Consider the following 15209-nt stretch of genomic DNA (forward strand, 5'->3'; position numbering starts at 1 on the left):
CCAGGTAGGAGCGGCGCGGGTTGGCGCCCAGGTCGGCCAGAGCGGTGGCGGCATCGACCATGCCGAAGGCGTAGGCCCAGGTGCACAGCATCGCGGCGGTGAGGAGCTTGTCGCCGGCGGCGCGGACCTGGGAGATGTCGACGCTGATCGCGGGCGCGTCCAGGTCCAGCGGCCGGGTGGTGGCGGCGTCGAAGACGCCGGCCAGGGAGCCGGAGATGAGCAGGTCGAGGGTGAAGACCAGATCGCGAATCTGGGTTCGGTAGGAGTCGGCGGTGTCGGTGCGGGCCGCTCCCCGCAGCTCGTCGGGACCTTCTTCGAGAACGTGCAGGACGTCCACGATCGTGGGTTCGCGGGGGAGGCGTTCGTCGAGCAGGTCGATGGCGCGGCCCAGGACGACTTCTTCGGCGTTGGTGATGCGAGCCTCGCGCACAAGGGTGGCCAGGGCGAGGAGGAGGGACAGGCGGCGGGAGCGTACTTCCCAGCGCAGAGTTTCGGCGTCGGCACCAGACAGGCGACGGCGGGCTTGGTCGAGGGGGCCAGCGTCTAGAGGGTTGATGCGGTCGGCGCCGCGTCCGACGCGGATGACCTGCCCGCCCAGGTATTCGACCAGGCGGGTGTAGTCGGGTTTGGTGTCGCCGAGGATGATCGGTGTGGTGCCGGTGGCGACGGCCCCGGTGACCAGGCGTTTGACGAGAGTGGATTTGCCGGTGCCGGGTTGCCCTAGGACGAACATGCCGGGATTGGTGACAAGCCCCGCGCGCAGCCACGCCAGCGGATCCAGGCACACCACCTCGCCCCAGAGTTGGTGCCGTCCAACGGGAGTGCCGGCGGTGGGCGTGCCGGACCCGGCGGTGAAGGGATAGAGACCGCAGACCTGGCTGGTGGTGGCCTGGTACTCGGGTGCGGGTTCGACGTGCGCGGCACGTCCGGCATCCCGCCCGCGCCATCCCCAGGGCGGGGCGAGCGGTTCGGACATGGCCAGTGTTTCGGCGTTCGGCAAGCGTGACTCCAGGGCTTCAGTGGATGAGGCGGCGGGACAGTTCGGGCGGGCAGATGCCGCACGGCAGGGTGGTGGCGAAGCCGGCGGCTTGGCTGCCCCACAGGCGCCGCAGCCGGATCTTGGCCGAGTCGGCCGCGGCCTCCACGTGCGCGGCGGCGCGGCGCAACTGCTCGGGGTCGGTCGCGGTGACGGTGGCGTACAGCGAGACCAGGCACACCCCGGCGCCCATGGCCTCCTCGGCGGCGGCCTGGCGGGCGCGGGCGGAATCCCAGCTGTCGCGGGCGGTCTCGTCACGTCCGGTGCGGCGCCGGAACTGGGCCCGGAACGCGGCCGCGTTGACCTCCTGCTGCAGGACCCGGCTGGCGGCGGCGGCCGGAAGCGCCCGGTACTGCAGGGTGATGCGCTTGGGGAAGGGGCCTGGTGCCACCAGCCGGGCCAGGACGTCGGAGCGGACGTTCTGGCGGGGCGGCTCATGCCATCCCCAGCTGACGGAGACGCCGCCGTCGTGCTCGTAGTGGCCGGTGTGCTCGGTCGCAGCGACTGGGCCCGCATCACCCCAGCCCAGAACCTCGTGCGAGTCAGGGCCGGCGAGCAGCCGGTTGACCTCGCCGCGCGCATTGGGGTCGAACGCGGTGCGCACGGCGCCGGCGATCTCTGCGGCAGTGGCGCGGCCGAGGACGGAGACGCCGCAGCCACCGAGCCGCGATGCCAACCCGTCCAAGGTGCGGCCCAGGTCGGCGACCGCCTCGTACAGGTCTTTTGGGCTCGCCGAGGACGCACGCGGGTCGAAGGTGATGCAGACGCGGGTGTCGACGTCGGCGGCAGCGGCCGGGGCGGTGCGGACCAGGTCGCTCATGATGGTTCGCGCCGGGGCCGGCGCGGTGGGGACGACCGTCCGGTGCACGGCATCGGCGAGGGTGGAGCCGGGCTCGGGCGCAGTCTCCACCGTGACCGTCACCCATCGGACGGCGGGCATATGCCCGAGCGCGGCCAGCCATCCGCCCCACCCCGCGACCCAGGCGTCGGCGTCTGTTTGGTCGGCCAGCCAGGTCGAGGTGGGGACGACACGGAGGGTGGCGGTGAGCAGTCCGGTGCGGCGGTCCCACACGATCCCGTACCGGCCGCCGTACCCATCCTCAGCGCTGAGCAACGTCAACGGCGCCAGCACTCCCGGAAGCTGGAACGCGCGCGGATGGTCGATGACGACCCCGGCCCGGTAGCGATGGTGTCCGCGCCACAGGCCCCAGCGCCAGCGGCACCGCGCCAGTACCAGCCGCGCCACCGGCACGCCGCCCACCCGCACCAGCCCCAGCCCGCCGCCGACCAACGCCGGTGGAAGCAGGTAGGCCAGCAGGTGCGGCGCGATGGCGGCGAGCAGGACCAGCAGCATCGCCGTGCCGAGCGCGAGGAACGTGGCGGTGGTGTCCAGGCCGAGCAGGCCGATGCCGTGTCGGCGCCGCCAGCCCCCGTAGGTGCGAACGTCATGTCCCATGGCTGCCGCCCCCTTCACCGGCCGCGCCGGTCGGGCCGCCGAAACCGCCGGTTGCAGCCCAGCGGACCGCGTCCTCACCGCGCTGGCGTTCCCGTTCGGCCGTCCGGATGGTGGCGGGTCCGACCGGCTCCCCGTGACCGCCGTCCGGTGGCACCCACCCGTGCCCGTCTGTCCCGGACGATGCAGCGTCGGGCTGGCCGCTCCCCGGTGGGGCGCTTGGTGCAGGAGGCTGGCCACCCGGTGCGGCCGGGCCACGCTGGTCGGATGGCGCCTCAGGCGGGGCAGGCGGCTGGTCTGGGGCATCGCCGCCCGGTGGGGTGGTGTCCTGGTTGCCGAGCTGCTGCTTGAGGTAGGTGGTGTGCTCGGTGGCCGAGCTGGACTGGCCGCCTCCCGAGCCGCCGCCGCCGTAGGCGCGCAGTGCGCCGAGCGCGGTGGCGCTGCTCATCAGCGTGCCGAGCATGCCGCCGCCGGGGCTCGATTCGGTGCCGCCGGTGGTCCAGGTGAAGAACTTCAACAGAACCGGGAAGGCGATGAGGCTGATCAGCATCATCGTCAACCCCATCAGGACCGTGTGCAGGTCCCTGCCCTTGCCGACCAGCGTGAACGTGGTCGCATACACCGCCGCCGCGGCCGGTTTGTAGAAGGCCAGGGCCAGCATCCAGCCCGCCACGCGTGGGAACCACGCCTTGGTCGTCGTGGTGATCACCCCTGCGGCCGCGAGCGGAAGCAGCCCGGCCAAAATGACCAACGCCCCTGCGCGGAACAGCAGCAAGATCGCCTGGAGGAGCCCGATCACCAGCGCGAACAGGCACAGGATGAGCACCAGCGCGCGCGGCGCCGCACTCGGGAACGTCACGACCTGGGTCATGCGGCGGGCGAAGTCCCCCTCGGAGGAGGCGTCCAGGACCCACCCGCACCACACATCGCCCCACTGCAGCAGCAGGTTCGGCACCACCGTCCCGATCACGGTGACCACCGCCAGTACGACCAGCCCGCGGCCGGCGTCCACCAGCGGCAGCGCCTTGCGCGACAACGCCATCCGCGCGGCCACCGCCAGCAGCGCCAGTACCGCTACGGCGACCGTCAACGGCCGCACCAGCAGCTCCAGATACCCGACCGCCGGCGCCTGCTGCAGATCGGGGGAGGGGGTGTTCACCCACCAGGACGCGGTGTTGGAGATCAGCCACCCGGTCGCCGACTGGAACGACTCGGCCATCTCGTCCAGCACATGACCGCCGACCGCCCCCGGAATGTTCGGCAGCCGTGGCATCGTCGGAAGCCCAGGAAACAGCGGATTCCCGGCCGCGCCGCCGTCGTTGTCCACCGGCTGCACGCACGCCGGATCCAGCACCGGCGAACACGGATCGAGCGGAAGAAGAAGCGACATCAGCCGCTCCCGCTCGGGAAGCGGACGTAGCCGTCCAGTGACTTGATCGGGGCCGCGGTGCCCGCCCACATCCCGCCGGGTGGGGCGACCACACGCCAGTCACCGTCCTGCCAGCGCACCTGAAGCCGGGTCACCGCTCGCACGGTCACATCGCTGTCCCCAGGACCGGCCGACAGCAAATCCAAACTCGCAGCCTCGGGCGCGTAGCCCAGCCAGCGGAAACCCTCCAGGACGGCATAGCCGCGCCCGAGCGGTTCGCCGTCCTGCCGGTCGCCCCGGTGCTGTTCGTAGGCGTCGCGGGTGGAGTCGCGCAGGACGTCGGTATCGGGGCCGATGACCTGCCGCTCGATGGTCGGCTCGAAAACCTTCGAGCCCCACTGCGTGCCCGCCCGCACCACGATATGGACAGCGGCCAGCAGCGCCCCGCGCGGCGTCCGCGCGAACCCCGCAGCCAGATCTCCACCGGTGTCGCGGGGCCCGTCCTGCGGGGAGTAGGGGAGCAGGATGCCGTGATAGTCCCGCCACACCACTCCGGCGAACGACACCTGCGGCGCGGTCACCATCTGCTCGGCGCGTGTCGTCCGCAGGATCACCGGGGTGCTTTTCGAGGACGTCCGGAATGCCGGTGGGACGACCATGCCGACCAGCACTCCGCCACCGACCACCACTACTGCGATGACCCAGCCGCGGCGCCGCCACGCGGCGCCGCCCGGCTGCTGTTCGTTGTGGGGTCGGCTCATCTGAAGAACACCCCGACGATCGGAGCCGCCGTCGCGGCCAGGCTCAAGCCGCCCAGCACCCACGGAATGCCCGTGGCACCGTCGGCAGCGAACGTGGACCGGTTCTTGCGCCCGATCGCCATCTGGCCGGCGCAGATGAACAGGCCGGCGACGCCGCAGATCAGCACGCCCCACTTGCCCCACGCCAGTAGCGTCTCCATCTTCTGATCCAGCCCCGGCGGCGCGTCCGGAGGCGGGTCCGGGACCTTCACCGACGGACTCTCGCCATCTTGGGGAGCCGACAGCAGCCACCCACGCTCCGCGACGGCGAACGCGCACCAGATCGGTGACATCACGACCCCTCACCGCCCGGCGCGACGACCAGGCCGCGCAGATCGCTCAGCGCCTGCCGCGCCTTACCGGGAAGGACGACCTCGGCCGGGTCTTCCACCAGCCGCAGCGCCCGCACATGCGGAACCCGCACCACGCCCCCGACCCGGCCATCCAGCAGCGCGAACCGGGCCGTGGCCTCCCGCGATTCGGGGCCGCCGTCACTGACGATCGCCAGCGCCGCCACCCGCTCGTCCCATGCGGCCAGCGCCCCGATCGCCGCCGTTGCCGCCTTGGCCGCGACCGCGGTGTTGCGGACCGCCAGCACCACCGGACGGCCCCTGGCCTGCAGCGGCGGGCGGCCCAGTTCCAGCAGCGGCCCGATCGAGCCCATGTCCCACACCGCAGGCAGCAGCGACGTCAGCGTGGACGCCCCCGCGCCGCCGTGCGCGCCGGCCACGACCACGTCCAAGAGCTCGCTCGCGTGGTCGCCGGGCTGATCGGCCGGGATTGGTCTGGTTTGTCGAAGACTCACCCACATACCCCCGAATCAATGCACTGGGTTGATGGACGATCACCGTACGTGGCAACATGACAGAGCGCAAGCATCGTCAAAAAGCTTCTGACAACGCCAACCGACAGAACAACGTGCTTCCGCAGCACCCATCCACCACACTGAAAGGACCACCCGTGACCGCCCACCCAGGAGCCCCACCGATGACCGAGACACCCGGCCGCGACCCCGACGTCCTCACCACCGCCGAACTCGCGACCAAACTCGGCCTGTCACCCCAGACCGTCCGCCGGATGGCCAACGCCGGACAGATCCCCGCCCTCAAGACCGGCAAGGACTTCCGCTACTCCTGGCAAGCAGTCCGCGAAGTGCTGCGGCAGCCCCACCGCCAACCCGGGGAAGCCGCCCATGACCCAACCGACCAGCCCAAGAAGGGCGCCGGGTACCGCGCCCAGCACCGCGCCCGCACCGGAGCCCACGACCCCACCGAGTAACCACCCAGCCCTGCTCCAGCGGCCTGCCCGGTGAAGGCCGCCGCCACCGCCTGCGCCGCCACCCTCGCCCTCCTGACCGGACTGCTCGTCCTGGCCGCCGGCCACGACTCCGCCGCCGGCACCGGCTCAGACCTGGCGGGCGCGCCGACCGCCGAGGCCCGGCGCGACATCCCGCCCGCCTACCTGCGCTGGTACCTGGACGCCGCCCAGACCTGCCCCGGCCTGCCCTGGAACGTGCTGGCCGCCATCGGCAAAGTCGAATCCGACCACGGCCGCTCCACCAGCCCCGGCGTCCACTCGGGCGAGAACTCGGCCGGAGCCGGCGGCCCCATGCAGTTCCTCGCCGCGACCTGGGCCGCCTACGGCGTGGACGGCGACCACGACGGCCGCAAAGACCGCTACAACCCCGCCGACGCCATCCCCGGCGCCGCCCGCTACCTGTGCGCCAACCACGCCGGGCAAGGCGGCGTCCAGTTGCGCCGCGCGATCTGGCACTACAACCACGCCGACTGGTACGTCCGCAAAGTCCTCACCCAAGCCGCCCGCTACGCCGCCCCCACAGCAACCGGACGCGGCGCCATCGCCGTCAAGGCCGCGCTGCGCTGGCTCGGCACCCCCTACTCCTGGGGCGGCGGCGGACCCACCGGACCCACCTACGGCACCGCCCAAGGCGCCGGCACCAAAGGCTTCGACTGCTCCGGCCTCACCCAATACGCCTGGGCCCAGGCCGGCATCCGTCTACCCCGCGTCGCCGCCGACCAATACAACACCGGCATCCACATCCCTCGAGCCCAACTCCAGCCCGGCGACCTGCTCTTCTTCGCCACCAACCCCACCAACCCGGCCACCATCCACCACGTCGCCATCTACTACGGCTCAGGCCGCATGATCCACGCACCCCACACCGGCGACGTCGTCCGCATCGCCCAATTCACCGGCAACCCCTACCGCGAACGCCAATACACCGGCGCCACCAGACCCACGGCATCGCGCTCCACCCAGACCTGACCGGAGGCCCGCTCTTGCATCAACGCACCCCTCGCCGGCGTCACCCTCCGAACCGACACCCTCTCCCTCGAAGGGGAGACGGCACCTGCGACAGCGCCTGGTGCTGCACTTAACCGCGGCCATGTATCGCGCTCATCAAAGCAAAGCACTCCCTCTTCCGAGCTCAGGAGTTCAATCATGAAGCTCATGAAGTACGCCGAAGTAGCGGATCTCCCCACGGTCGTCGACATCGTGACCGCTGCTCGCGTGCTCGGCCTCTCTCGCAGTCATGCCTATGAGCTGGCTAAACGCGGCGACTTCCCCTGCCGGGTAATCCGTGTCGGTACCCGGTATCGGGTGCCGACGGCCTGCCTGCTGCAACTGATCGAGGTTGAGAAGGGCCCACCACGATAGGCGTCGGCGACGACCGAAGATCCTGGCGTACAGCCCGTCCGTGCCTGCGATCAGCGGGCACGGGCAGGGTTATCGGCTGCATCCAATCGTCGGAAAGAGTCTATTTGTCCCTTTGGTGACGTCGTTTGACGCTTCACGCCGACACTGTTATCACTGTCAGTGTCAATGCGGTTACATAAAGACTTCAAGGGAGGTGATCGCTTGAAGGGGGCCGTGTTCAAGCGGTGCCGCTGCTCGAATCCGGAGACGGGCAAGCGGTATGACACGAATTGCCCGGATATCAAGAAGAAGGGGCACGGAACCTGGTGGTTCCGATACGAAGCTCCTCCGTCCGCCGACGGTAAACGGCGCCGACCAAGGGTCGGCCCGTTCCCGTCCAAGGTGGACGCCGAGCGCGAACTGGCGAAAGAGCTCGCCAAGGTAGGGGCCGACGGCCACGCATCCGATCACAGAATGACAGTCGCGCAGTGGCTTGACCGATGGATCGCTGGCAAGGTCGACCTGAAGAACTCCACGCTGAGCAGCTATCGCGAGGCCGTGGAGCTCTATCACAAGCCAGGGCTTGGGCACCTTCGGCTCGTCGACCTACGGGCCCACCATGTGAGCGAGCTCTACGCGGCCATGCTCCAGATCAACCAACCGCTCCCGGAAGGTAAGAAGCCCAGCGAACTGCTGCGTCGGCTCATCGATGCCAGAGCCGACTCCGCAAAGAAGAACAAGGACGGTGAGGCATCCCGTAAGAAGCAGACGAAGCCTCTCTCGCCCGCGCGAATCAAGCGTGTGCACGCCGTGCTCAGCTCCGCCATGGGGTCGGCCGTCAAGAAGAAGTACCTCACGCACAATCCGGCAGAGCACGTCGAGCTTCCTCGCCAGCCACGCCGGAAGCCTCTCGTCTGGACTTCCGCTCGTGTCGCCCGCTGGGAGGAGAACGGGAAGAACCCGGCCCCGGTCATGGTGTGGACTCCCGCTCAGACAGGCGCCTTCCTCGACTACATCTACGAGGCGGAACGGCTGTACGCGCTGTTCCACCTCGTGGCCTTCCGAGGACTCCGGAGAGCCGAGGTCGCCGGAATTCCATGGAGCGACGTCGACCTGGACGAGGGCATCCTCGCGATTCGCGAAACGAGATCAGATGATGACCTCGAACCCGACGACACCAAGTCCGATGCCGGGGATCGAGCCGTCACAATCGACACGACCACGGCCGACCACCTGCGGACCTGGGGGACCCGACAGAAGGCCGAGAGGTTCGCAGCCGGCCCGGCCTGGGTGAACTCAGGTCTAGTGTTCACGCGTCCCGACGGTTCACCGCTCCGCCCCGAGTGGATTTCGCAGCGCTTCGAACTGCTCATCACGCAGTACGCCGCCATCAGACGACGGCACGAGGATGACGGTTGGACGATCCCGCAAATCGCCAAGCGCCACCGGGTCAGCGAGGTGAAGGTACGGGCCGCGCTCGCCGGAGGGCCGCTCCCTCCCATCCGGTTCCACGACCTGCGTCACGGGGCGGCCACGCTGTCCCTGGCAGCCGGAGTCGAGATGAAGGTGGTCAGCGAGACGCTGGGGCATGCGCGGTCGTCCTTCACCGCCGACGTCTATGCCTCCGTGGTCCCCCAGGTCTTCAAAGCCGCCGCCGAGGCGGCGGCGGCAGTGGTCCCCCGCCGCGTCGGCCCCCCATCGGCCCCCCAAAGCAAAACCAGCGGCTCCCTCGATCGGACGAGATCAAGGTAACCGCTGGTCAGAGGCGGAGGATCGGGGATTTGAACCCCGGATGGGCGTGAACCCAAACCGCATTAGCAGTGCGGCGCCATAGACCGGACTAGGCGAATCCTCCAGTAGCCATCAGGCTCAGGACAGGTTACCGGTTCGGCGAGCCAACCGGCAAAGCCTGCGTCCCGTGGCCACAGAAGCATAGTGGGAAAGCGGTGCGGACGTGTCGCTCCCGGGGCCGCGGGAGCGAGGCGCCGACGGTCAGCCCAGGCGGAACCCGCTGAAGCCGCAGGCCTTGGCGAGGTCGTTGCCGTGGCGCTGCATGGCGGCGGTGTCGGGCCGGCTCATGGACGAGGTGTTGCCGGAGCTCAGGTTGCGCAGCATCTCGGCGGTCTGGTCGAGGTCGCCCGCGAACGCGGTCGCGGCGCTCTCCACGTCACCGCCGGCGCTCTGGCCCTCCGACCGGACCTTGGCGGCCGTGTCCGAGAACTTCTGGGCGGTCGCGGACGCACCGCTCGACGAGGTCATCGACAGGCCGCCGGTGGAGAAGCTCCGCAGCTCCGACTCGATGTTCTTGCACGCGGTCGTCTTCTTCCCGCCGGCGATGGCGTCGATCGCGCCACAGCCCGTGGAGCCGAGCATCAAGCCGCCGACCGCGACGATGCCGGCCAGCTTGACGGCGGACATGCGCATGAGGGTTCTCCTTCAGGGGGATTGGGCTTCGGACGGGCATGGGGAGCACCCGCCTCGATCCTCACTTTGGCGTACCGGTGCCACAGGAGGTTCCGTGACCCAAGTCACACTTCTGCGGGCCCGCATCCGCCAACTGATTCGCGGACAGGTCCAGAGAGCCGGTACAGTTAACTCCGGCAGGCACCCGTAGCTCAACGGATAGAGCATCTGACTACGGATCAGAAGGTTAGGGGTTCGAATCCCTTCGGGTGCACAGCAGGTGAAAGGCCCCTTCCGATCTTCGGAGGGGGCCTTTTCGATCTCCCGTGTAGCAACGCGTGTAGCAACGCGCTCAAGATGCCGACCGGCGCCGCTTCTGCCGCTCGCCGGCGAGGTCGACGAGCATCCCGTCCATCACCTCGGCCGCGCCGTCCTTCACCTCCTCCAGCAGGTGCACGTAGATCTCGCTCGTCGTCGAGAGCCGGGTGTGCCGTAGGACGCTCTGGATCACCTTGAGGTCGACCCCGTCGGCGAACAGGAACGACCCGCACGCGTGGCGCAGGTCGTGAATCCTGCAGCGCGCGACAGCGGCGGCCGCGCAGATGTCCTCCCACATGCGGTTCACGTTCCGAGGTTCGAGCGCCGTCCCGATCGTCGTGGTGAAGACGAGCCCCTCGTCGACCCACAGGCGCGCGTCGTCCCGCTCGGCGTCCTGCCCGGTGCGATGCTCGCGCAGAGCTGCCACGGCGAACGCCGGGAGCTTCATGGTCGCCTTGCTCGCCTGCGTCTTGAGGCCCTTGCTCACGAGCTTGCCCTTGCGGCGCCCGGTGTCCGCGTCGACCTCGCCGCGCAGGCGCTGGACGGACGCTCGCAGGCGCACCGTGCCCGCGTCCAAGTCGACGTCTTCCCATCGCAGGCCGAGGCCCTCGCCGCGGCGCAGGCCGAGCGCGAGCAGCAGCAGCCAGTACGCCCACAGCCGGTGATCGGCCGCCGCGCCGAGCAGGGCCCGCACCTCCTCCTTGGACAACTCCCGCGGCGGCTTGCGCTCGACGGTCGGCGCGTCGACGAGCAGGCACACGTTCCTCTTGATGCTCTCGTCGTCGACGGCGTCGTTCAGCGCCTTCCGCAGCACGGCGTGCGCGTAGGCGACGGTGCGCGTCGACAGCGTCTCCGGCGGAGGCAGCTTCGTCTCGCCGGGGCGCAGTTTCCGGCGGGCGCGACCGCTCGGCTTGCGCGACAGCTCTAGCAGCCATGCCCGGATGTGCGTCGTCGAGAGGTTGACCAGGCGCACGCGGCCGAGGTGCGGAATGACGTGCTTCTCGCAGGTGTCCCGGTAGGAGTCGAGCGTGGACTCGGCGAGCTTGCCCGCCGCGACGCGCTGGGGCAGCGTCACGGGCAGCCACACGCGCGTGAGGTAGTGCTCGACGGTGTCCGTCCGGCCGGCCGTGACCGGCTGGTTGTCGTCGATCTCCCGCTGCGCCTTCTTGCGCTTCTCGTCGACCTCCTTGCGGCTATTGCCGTAGACGGGCTTCCGCCTGCCGTTCGGGAGGTAGACGGTGGCCACCCACTTGCCATCGCTGGCGCGCTGGTACGGCCGAGCGTCGCGGTTCCCACGCGTGCGCGGCTTCCTGGGCGGCTGCTCGGTCATCCCGCCTTGCCCTTCTCGGCGGGCGCCAGGAAGCCGCGGCGGCGAGCCTCGCGCACCCATCGATGCACGGTCGTGACCGGCACCTTGGCCTGCTCGGCGAGGGCCTTGGCAGGTGAGCGCGTGACGGCTGCCTGATCGCTGTAGGCCGCTGCCACCTGGCGATAGAACCCGTCCGGGTCCTCGCCGGTCGGCCGGGCGAGCTTGGCGGCGAGGCGCTGGCGATGGGCCTTCACCTTGTCGACGCGCTTGCGCAGGTCGGCGAGCGTCACCTCATCATCGGCCGCGTGTGCGCTCCCGCCTTGCGCCCATGAGTCGAGCACCGCCTTGTCGGTGGGCGACAGGGCGTTGATCTGAGCCTCAAGGCGGCTGATCGAGATGCCGCGGAACTGTTCGGGCTCGATCACGCCACCGTGCAGGAACAGGTCGGTGATCTTGTATCGGCCGCTCTCCGCGAGCTTCACGCGGACATGGAGACCCTCCACGCCCTGCGGCGGCTCGACGGAAACCCACCCGTCATCCATGAAGTACATGCGGTCACCCTAGTTCGGCCGCGCAGGTTCATCAAGGTTCGCGCGTATGCTCGCGAACTTGCGCACCGTGGGCCTCTGCTGGTACTTCTGATCCCGGAGCCGCGTAAGGTCGCGGACTTATACCCCTCCGGAGGTGGCCGCATTGACTGCGGAACCGCTCGCGTACCGGGCCGAGGAGGCGCCTCGCGTCTTCCCGATCGGCCGGACGGTGCTTTTCAAGCTGATCAGGACGGGCGAGATCGAGAGCTTCAAGGTCGGCCGCGCGAGGTTCATCCCTCGTCAGGCGCTCGTCGACTTCATGGAGCGCCAGCTTGCCGAGCAGAACGGCGGCGGGGGCGAGGCCGCCTGATGTCCCGAGACATGCAGAACGGGCCGGGGGTGGAGTCCCGACCCGTTCGGAGATCAGCGCGGTGGACGGCTGACGGTGACCTCATCGTACGCCGCCGCGCCGGGGTCGCCGAGCTGGACGACATCCGGCCGCACGCCCTGCGCGCGTGGGCCTCGGCCTGTCACCACCTGCGCCAGGCCGGCACGACCCCCCTGCCACCCGCACACGTCCGCCGTGCCCTCGCCCGCCGGGGGTGGTTGTGAACGGACTCGACGGGCCGCTCATCGCCGACGTCGACGCCGAGAAGGCCGTGCTCGGCGCGTGCATCGCCTCGGCCGACGTGGCGCTGGAGGTCGCCGAGGTGCTCGCCGGGCCGGAGGACTTCCTCCGCGAGCAGCACCGAACGATCTTCTGGGCGGTGATGGACCTCGCCACGAGCGGCAAGCCCACCGACCCGATCAGCCTGCGTGACAACCTGATCGAGCGCGGCCAGCTGCTGGAGGTCGGCGGCGCTCCGTACCTCGTCGAGCTGCAAGCGTCCCTCGTCGCGGTCGCGCAGGCGACCTATCACGCTGGGATCGTGGCGCGGCTGGCCGAGCGTCGCCGGGCGGTCCGGGCCGCCTACGTCCTGCTGCAGAAGCTCGAACGCGGCGAGCACGAGACCGGCGAGGCGCTGGAGGCGTTCGCCGCCGACGTTGCCCGCGGGCGCCACCCCGACGCCGGGCCGGGCGGCCGCATCCGGCTCACACCGGCCTCGCAGATCGAGCCCCGGCCGGTCATCTGGGCATGGGAGGACGGCGGGCACGGGCGCATCCCCGCGGGCTCGCTCGTCAGCGCGGCCGGCCGGGAGGGAACGGGCAAGTCGTCCTTCGGGATCTGGCTCGCCTCGGAGATCACGCGCGGCACCCTGCCGGGGAGTTTGTACGGGCAGCCTCGGCAGGTCGTCTACGTCGCCGTGGAGGACTCCTGGTCCTACACCCTCGTGCCCCGGCTCATTGCGGCAGGGGCCGACCTCGACCGGGTGTACCGGGCCGAGGCGGTGGTCGACGCGGACGAGACGACCACGTTGAGCCTGCCGCACGACCTCGCCGAGCTGGAGGCGGTCATCATCCGGCACGGTGTGGGCCTGGTCGTGCTCGACCCGCTTATGTCGACCATCGGCGGAACGATCGACACCCACCGCGAGCGAGAGGTCCGCAAGGCGCTCGACCCCCTGTCGCGCCTTGCCGACCGGACCGGCGCCGTCGTCCTCGGCATCGCCCATTTCAACAAGGGCGCGGGCACGGACGCCTCCTCGCTCATCACCGGGTCGGGCGCGTTCAAGAACGTGCCGCGCGCCATCCTCGGCTTCGCCTGCGATCCCGAGGACGGGACGCGCGTGATGACCCAGACCAAGAACTCGCTCGGCCTCGGCGACCTCCCGTCGCTGGCGTACCGGATCATCTCGGCGAAGGTCGAGACGGCCGAGGGCGCGGCCGAGGTCGGCCGGTTCGCTTTCGACGGGGAGAGCGAACGCAGCGTCGCGCAGATCCTCGGCGACCGCACGGACCCCGACGAGCGCAGCGAGCGCGACGAGGCCGCCGCATGGCTCGCCGACTACGTCACCGCGCAGGGCGAGGCCGCCGCCAACGACGTCATGAAGGCGGGCATGGCGGCCGGTTTCAGCAAGGACACGCTCAAGCGAGCGAAGGGCAAGGCGGGGGTCGAGTCCCGCAAGGCGAGCTTCGGATCGGGATGGGTGTGGGCGATGGTCCGCGCCGAAGGGAGCACGAAGGGAGCGAAGGGAGCATGACTCCAGAACCCTGCGCTCTTCGCTCCCTTCGTGCTCCCTTCGCAGCGACAGGAGAACCGATGACCGCGCTTATCGAGGTGCCGTGCGTCGGCTGCCAGACGCCCGTGAGGATCTACCCGCCCGAAGACGGCGACGGCCCCGTGTCGTGCGGACGGTGCTCCGGAACGGCCCTCGCCGTCGTCCATGACCGCGTGTCCACCGACCTGCGCGAGGCCGTCGAGCAGCGCCTTGCCGAACGGGTCGCGGACGCCTCCCGGCGCCGTGCCGAACGGGAGCGGGCGCGGCGCGAGAAGGACGCGCGGCGTACCGCAGGGCTGCGTGCGAGGCATGCGGCCAAGCTCGCGCGGGAGAGGGGCACATCGTGATCGAGGGGAACCTGTTCGAACGGCCGACCGACGAGTGGACGGACGGGCAGATCCGCGCGGGGCTCGTCGTCCTCGCTCGGGAGATCGAGCGGTGCAAGGCCGCGGGAAACACCGGCAAGGCCGAGGTGTGGACGGCGTTCGCGATCGTCCTCGCGCAGGAGCGCGACCGGCGGGCGCAGGTCGGCCGCGCCGTCGATGCCGCCATGGTCGGCGGGCCGCTGTTCGCCGAGCTCCCCGGCACTGTCGGCGAGGACGGGTAGGATCGTCGGCAGGTAGTAGTGACGGCGTGAGGCCGGCAGGGCGCAACCCACCGGCCGCACGCGACACGGAGCATGACTAGCACCGACTCCCGTAGGCGAGACAGGCCACGGGCGCGAGAGGCCCTCAGAGGGCCTAGGGCGGTGCCGCGGTTCCGGACGTTGCAGGCGCACCAGGCGGTGCGCCTCCGGACCGGAGAGAACCGCACATGCCCATCTACACGACATTCGAGAAGCGCCTCATCGACCAGCGGCTCAAGATCTGGGAAGAGGCCAAGCGCATGGCCGACCGGATCGAGGGAGAGAAGCGCGACTTCTCGGCCGAGGAAGATCGCATCTGGGCGCGGCTGAACGCCGACATCGACGCCATCGACGAGCGACTCAAGGCCGAGACCGCACGCCAGCAGCGCGACCGGGCGTCCATGGAGACGTTCGAGCAGATCCGCGGCCAGCCCGTGGAGGGCCGCATGGCGAGCGCCGAGAACGCCATGCTGGCCGACGAGTTCCGGAACCGCATCCGGACCCGCAGCCGCGAGCCCATCGAGATCAGCTTCGCCGACGCGCGGTCGG

The 15209-nt window shown here is 70.1% G+C and carries 17 protein-coding genes, 2 tRNA genes and 1 pseudogene; 10 read left to right on the forward strand and 10 right to left on the reverse strand.

What is annotated here, in order from left to right:
• From ABFX46_RS42775 to ABFX46_RS42800, 6 genes and pseudogenes are all read right to left on the reverse strand, one after another.
• Positions 1-976: pseudogene (locus ABFX46_RS42775) on the reverse strand (hypothetical protein); the annotation flags it as partial.
• Between the two features lie 40 nt (positions 977-1016).
• On the reverse strand, positions 1017-2492 hold the full coding sequence (locus ABFX46_RS42780; protein WP_346050287.1) for an SCO6880 family protein: 1476 nt from the start codon (positions 2490-2492) through the stop codon (positions 1017-1019).
• Positions 2482-3879 (reverse strand): TrbL/VirB6 family protein, encoded by a 1398-nt coding sequence (locus tag ABFX46_RS42785; protein ID WP_346050289.1) that lies wholly within the window; start codon positions 3877-3879, stop codon positions 2482-2484. Before ABFX46_RS42785 ends, ABFX46_RS42780 begins: the two co-directional genes overlap by 11 nt.
• The gene (locus ABFX46_RS42790; RefSeq protein WP_346050291.1) at positions 3879-4619 is read right to left on the reverse strand and encodes a DUF8175 domain-containg protein; all 741 of its coding nucleotides are present in this window, start codon (positions 4617-4619) and stop codon (positions 3879-3881) included. Before ABFX46_RS42790 ends, ABFX46_RS42785 begins: the two co-directional genes overlap by 1 nt.
• On the reverse strand, positions 4616-4951 hold the full coding sequence (locus ABFX46_RS42795) for a hypothetical protein (RefSeq protein WP_346050293.1): 336 nt from the start codon (positions 4949-4951) through the stop codon (positions 4616-4618). Before ABFX46_RS42795 ends, ABFX46_RS42790 begins: the two co-directional genes overlap by 4 nt.
• Complete coding sequence (locus ABFX46_RS42800) at positions 4951-5400, reverse strand: hypothetical protein (protein WP_346050295.1); 450 nt, start codon at positions 5398-5400, stop codon at positions 4951-4953. Before ABFX46_RS42800 ends, ABFX46_RS42795 begins: the two co-directional genes overlap by 1 nt.
• Before the next feature lie 245 nt (positions 5401-5645).
• On the opposite strand from ABFX46_RS42800, the gene ABFX46_RS42805 reads away from it, so the two are divergent.
• The 4 genes from ABFX46_RS42805 to ABFX46_RS42820 all read left to right on the forward strand — a co-directional run bounded on the left by ABFX46_RS42805 (position 5646) and on the right by ABFX46_RS42820 (position 9068).
• Complete coding sequence (locus tag ABFX46_RS42805; protein WP_346050297.1) at positions 5646-5936, forward strand: helix-turn-helix domain-containing protein; 291 nt, start codon at positions 5646-5648, stop codon at positions 5934-5936.
• A 30-nt stretch (positions 5937-5966) separates the two neighbouring features.
• A complete protein-coding gene (locus ABFX46_RS42810; RefSeq protein WP_346050299.1) occupies positions 5967-6944 on the forward strand; it encodes a C40 family peptidase in 978 nt (325 codons plus the stop codon).
• 177 nt (positions 6945-7121) lie between these two features.
• Positions 7122-7337: a helix-turn-helix domain-containing protein gene (locus ABFX46_RS42815; RefSeq protein ID WP_217919128.1), complete on the forward strand. Its 216-nt coding sequence runs from the start codon at positions 7122-7124 to the stop codon at positions 7335-7337.
• Positions 7338-7538: 201 nt separating this feature from the next.
• Positions 7539-9068, forward strand: coding sequence for a tyrosine-type recombinase/integrase (locus ABFX46_RS42820; protein WP_346050301.1), 1530 nt, complete (start codon positions 7539-7541; stop codon positions 9066-9068).
• A gap of 14 nt (positions 9069-9082) precedes the next feature.
• Here ABFX46_RS42820 and ABFX46_RS42825 read toward each other — a convergent pair.
• A tRNA-Ser gene (locus ABFX46_RS42825) sits at positions 9083-9171 on the reverse strand.
• Between the two features lie 137 nt (positions 9172-9308).
• Positions 9309-9740, reverse strand: a complete 432-nt coding sequence (locus tag ABFX46_RS42830) for a hypothetical protein (protein ID WP_346050303.1) — start codon at positions 9738-9740, stop codon at positions 9309-9311.
• Positions 9741-9920: 180 nt separating this feature from the next.
• On the opposite strand from ABFX46_RS42830, the gene ABFX46_RS42835 reads away from it, so the two are divergent.
• A tRNA-Arg gene (locus ABFX46_RS42835) sits at positions 9921-9993 on the forward strand.
• 78 nt (positions 9994-10071) lie between these two features.
• Here the strand turns inward: ABFX46_RS42835 and ABFX46_RS42840 are convergent.
• Positions 10072-11367, reverse strand: a complete 1296-nt coding sequence (locus ABFX46_RS42840) for a tyrosine-type recombinase/integrase (RefSeq protein WP_346050305.1) — start codon at positions 11365-11367, stop codon at positions 10072-10074.
• Positions 11364-11897, reverse strand: coding sequence for a hypothetical protein (locus tag ABFX46_RS42845; RefSeq protein ID WP_346050306.1), 534 nt, complete (start codon positions 11895-11897; stop codon positions 11364-11366). The genes ABFX46_RS42840 and ABFX46_RS42845 overlap by 4 nt, the downstream gene beginning before the upstream one ends.
• A 133-nt stretch (positions 11898-12030) precedes the next feature.
• On the opposite strand from ABFX46_RS42845, the gene ABFX46_RS42850 reads away from it, so the two are divergent.
• The 5 genes from ABFX46_RS42850 to ABFX46_RS42870 all read left to right on the forward strand — a co-directional run.
• On the forward strand, positions 12031-12246 hold the full coding sequence (locus ABFX46_RS42850) for a helix-turn-helix domain-containing protein (RefSeq protein WP_346050307.1): 216 nt from the start codon (positions 12031-12033) through the stop codon (positions 12244-12246).
• Positions 12247-12484: 238 nt separating this feature from the next.
• Positions 12485-14017: an AAA family ATPase gene (locus ABFX46_RS42855; RefSeq protein ID WP_346050308.1), complete on the forward strand. Its 1533-nt coding sequence runs from the start codon at positions 12485-12487 to the stop codon at positions 14015-14017.
• 59 nt (positions 14018-14076) lie between these two features.
• The gene (locus ABFX46_RS42860; protein WP_346050310.1) at positions 14077-14382 is read left to right on the forward strand and encodes a hypothetical protein; all 306 of its coding nucleotides are present in this window, start codon (positions 14077-14079) and stop codon (positions 14380-14382) included.
• A complete protein-coding gene (locus tag ABFX46_RS42865) occupies positions 14379-14642 on the forward strand; it encodes a hypothetical protein (protein WP_346050312.1) in 264 nt (87 codons plus the stop codon). Before ABFX46_RS42860 ends, ABFX46_RS42865 begins: the two co-directional genes overlap by 4 nt.
• Positions 14643-14848: 206 nt before the next feature.
• Positions 14849-15209 (forward strand): hypothetical protein (locus ABFX46_RS42870; protein WP_346050314.1); only part of this gene is annotated, 361 nt, incomplete at its 3' end.

Source organism: Actinomadura chokoriensis, assembly GCF_039529475.1.
GTDB lineage: Bacteria > Actinomycetota > Actinomycetes > Streptosporangiales > Streptosporangiaceae > Spirillospora > Spirillospora bangladeshensis.

Bases quoted from the DNA above. Each gene is read 5' to 3' on its own strand.
- ABFX46_RS42780 (WP_346050287.1), bottom strand. From the start codon at position 2,492: ATGGGACATGACGTTCGCACCTACGGGGGCTGGCGGCGCCGACACGGC.
- ABFX46_RS42785 (WP_346050289.1), bottom strand. From the start codon at position 3,879: ATGTCGCTTCTTCTTCCGCTCGATCCGTGTTCGCCGGTGCTGGATCCG.
- ABFX46_RS42790 (WP_346050291.1), bottom strand. From the start codon at position 4,619: ATGAGCCGACCCCACAACGAACAGCAGCCGGGCGGCGCCGCGTGGCGG.
- ABFX46_RS42795 (WP_346050293.1), bottom strand. From the start codon at position 4,951: ATGTCACCGATCTGGTGCGCGTTCGCCGTCGCGGAGCGTGGGTGGCTG.
- ABFX46_RS42805 (WP_346050297.1), top strand. From the start codon at position 5,646: ATGACCGAGACACCCGGCCGCGACCCCGACGTCCTCACCACCGCCGAA.
- ABFX46_RS42815 (WP_217919128.1), top strand. From the start codon at position 7,122: ATGAAGCTCATGAAGTACGCCGAAGTAGCGGATCTCCCCACGGTCGTC.
- ABFX46_RS42830 (WP_346050303.1), bottom strand. From the start codon at position 9,740: ATGCGCATGTCCGCCGTCAAGCTGGCCGGCATCGTCGCGGTCGGCGGC.
- ABFX46_RS42840 (WP_346050305.1), bottom strand. From the start codon at position 11,367: ATGACCGAGCAGCCGCCCAGGAAGCCGCGCACGCGTGGGAACCGCGAC.
- ABFX46_RS42845 (WP_346050306.1), bottom strand. From the start codon at position 11,897: ATGTACTTCATGGATGACGGGTGGGTTTCCGTCGAGCCGCCGCAGGGC.
- ABFX46_RS42860 (WP_346050310.1), top strand. From the start codon at position 14,077: ATGACCGCGCTTATCGAGGTGCCGTGCGTCGGCTGCCAGACGCCCGTG.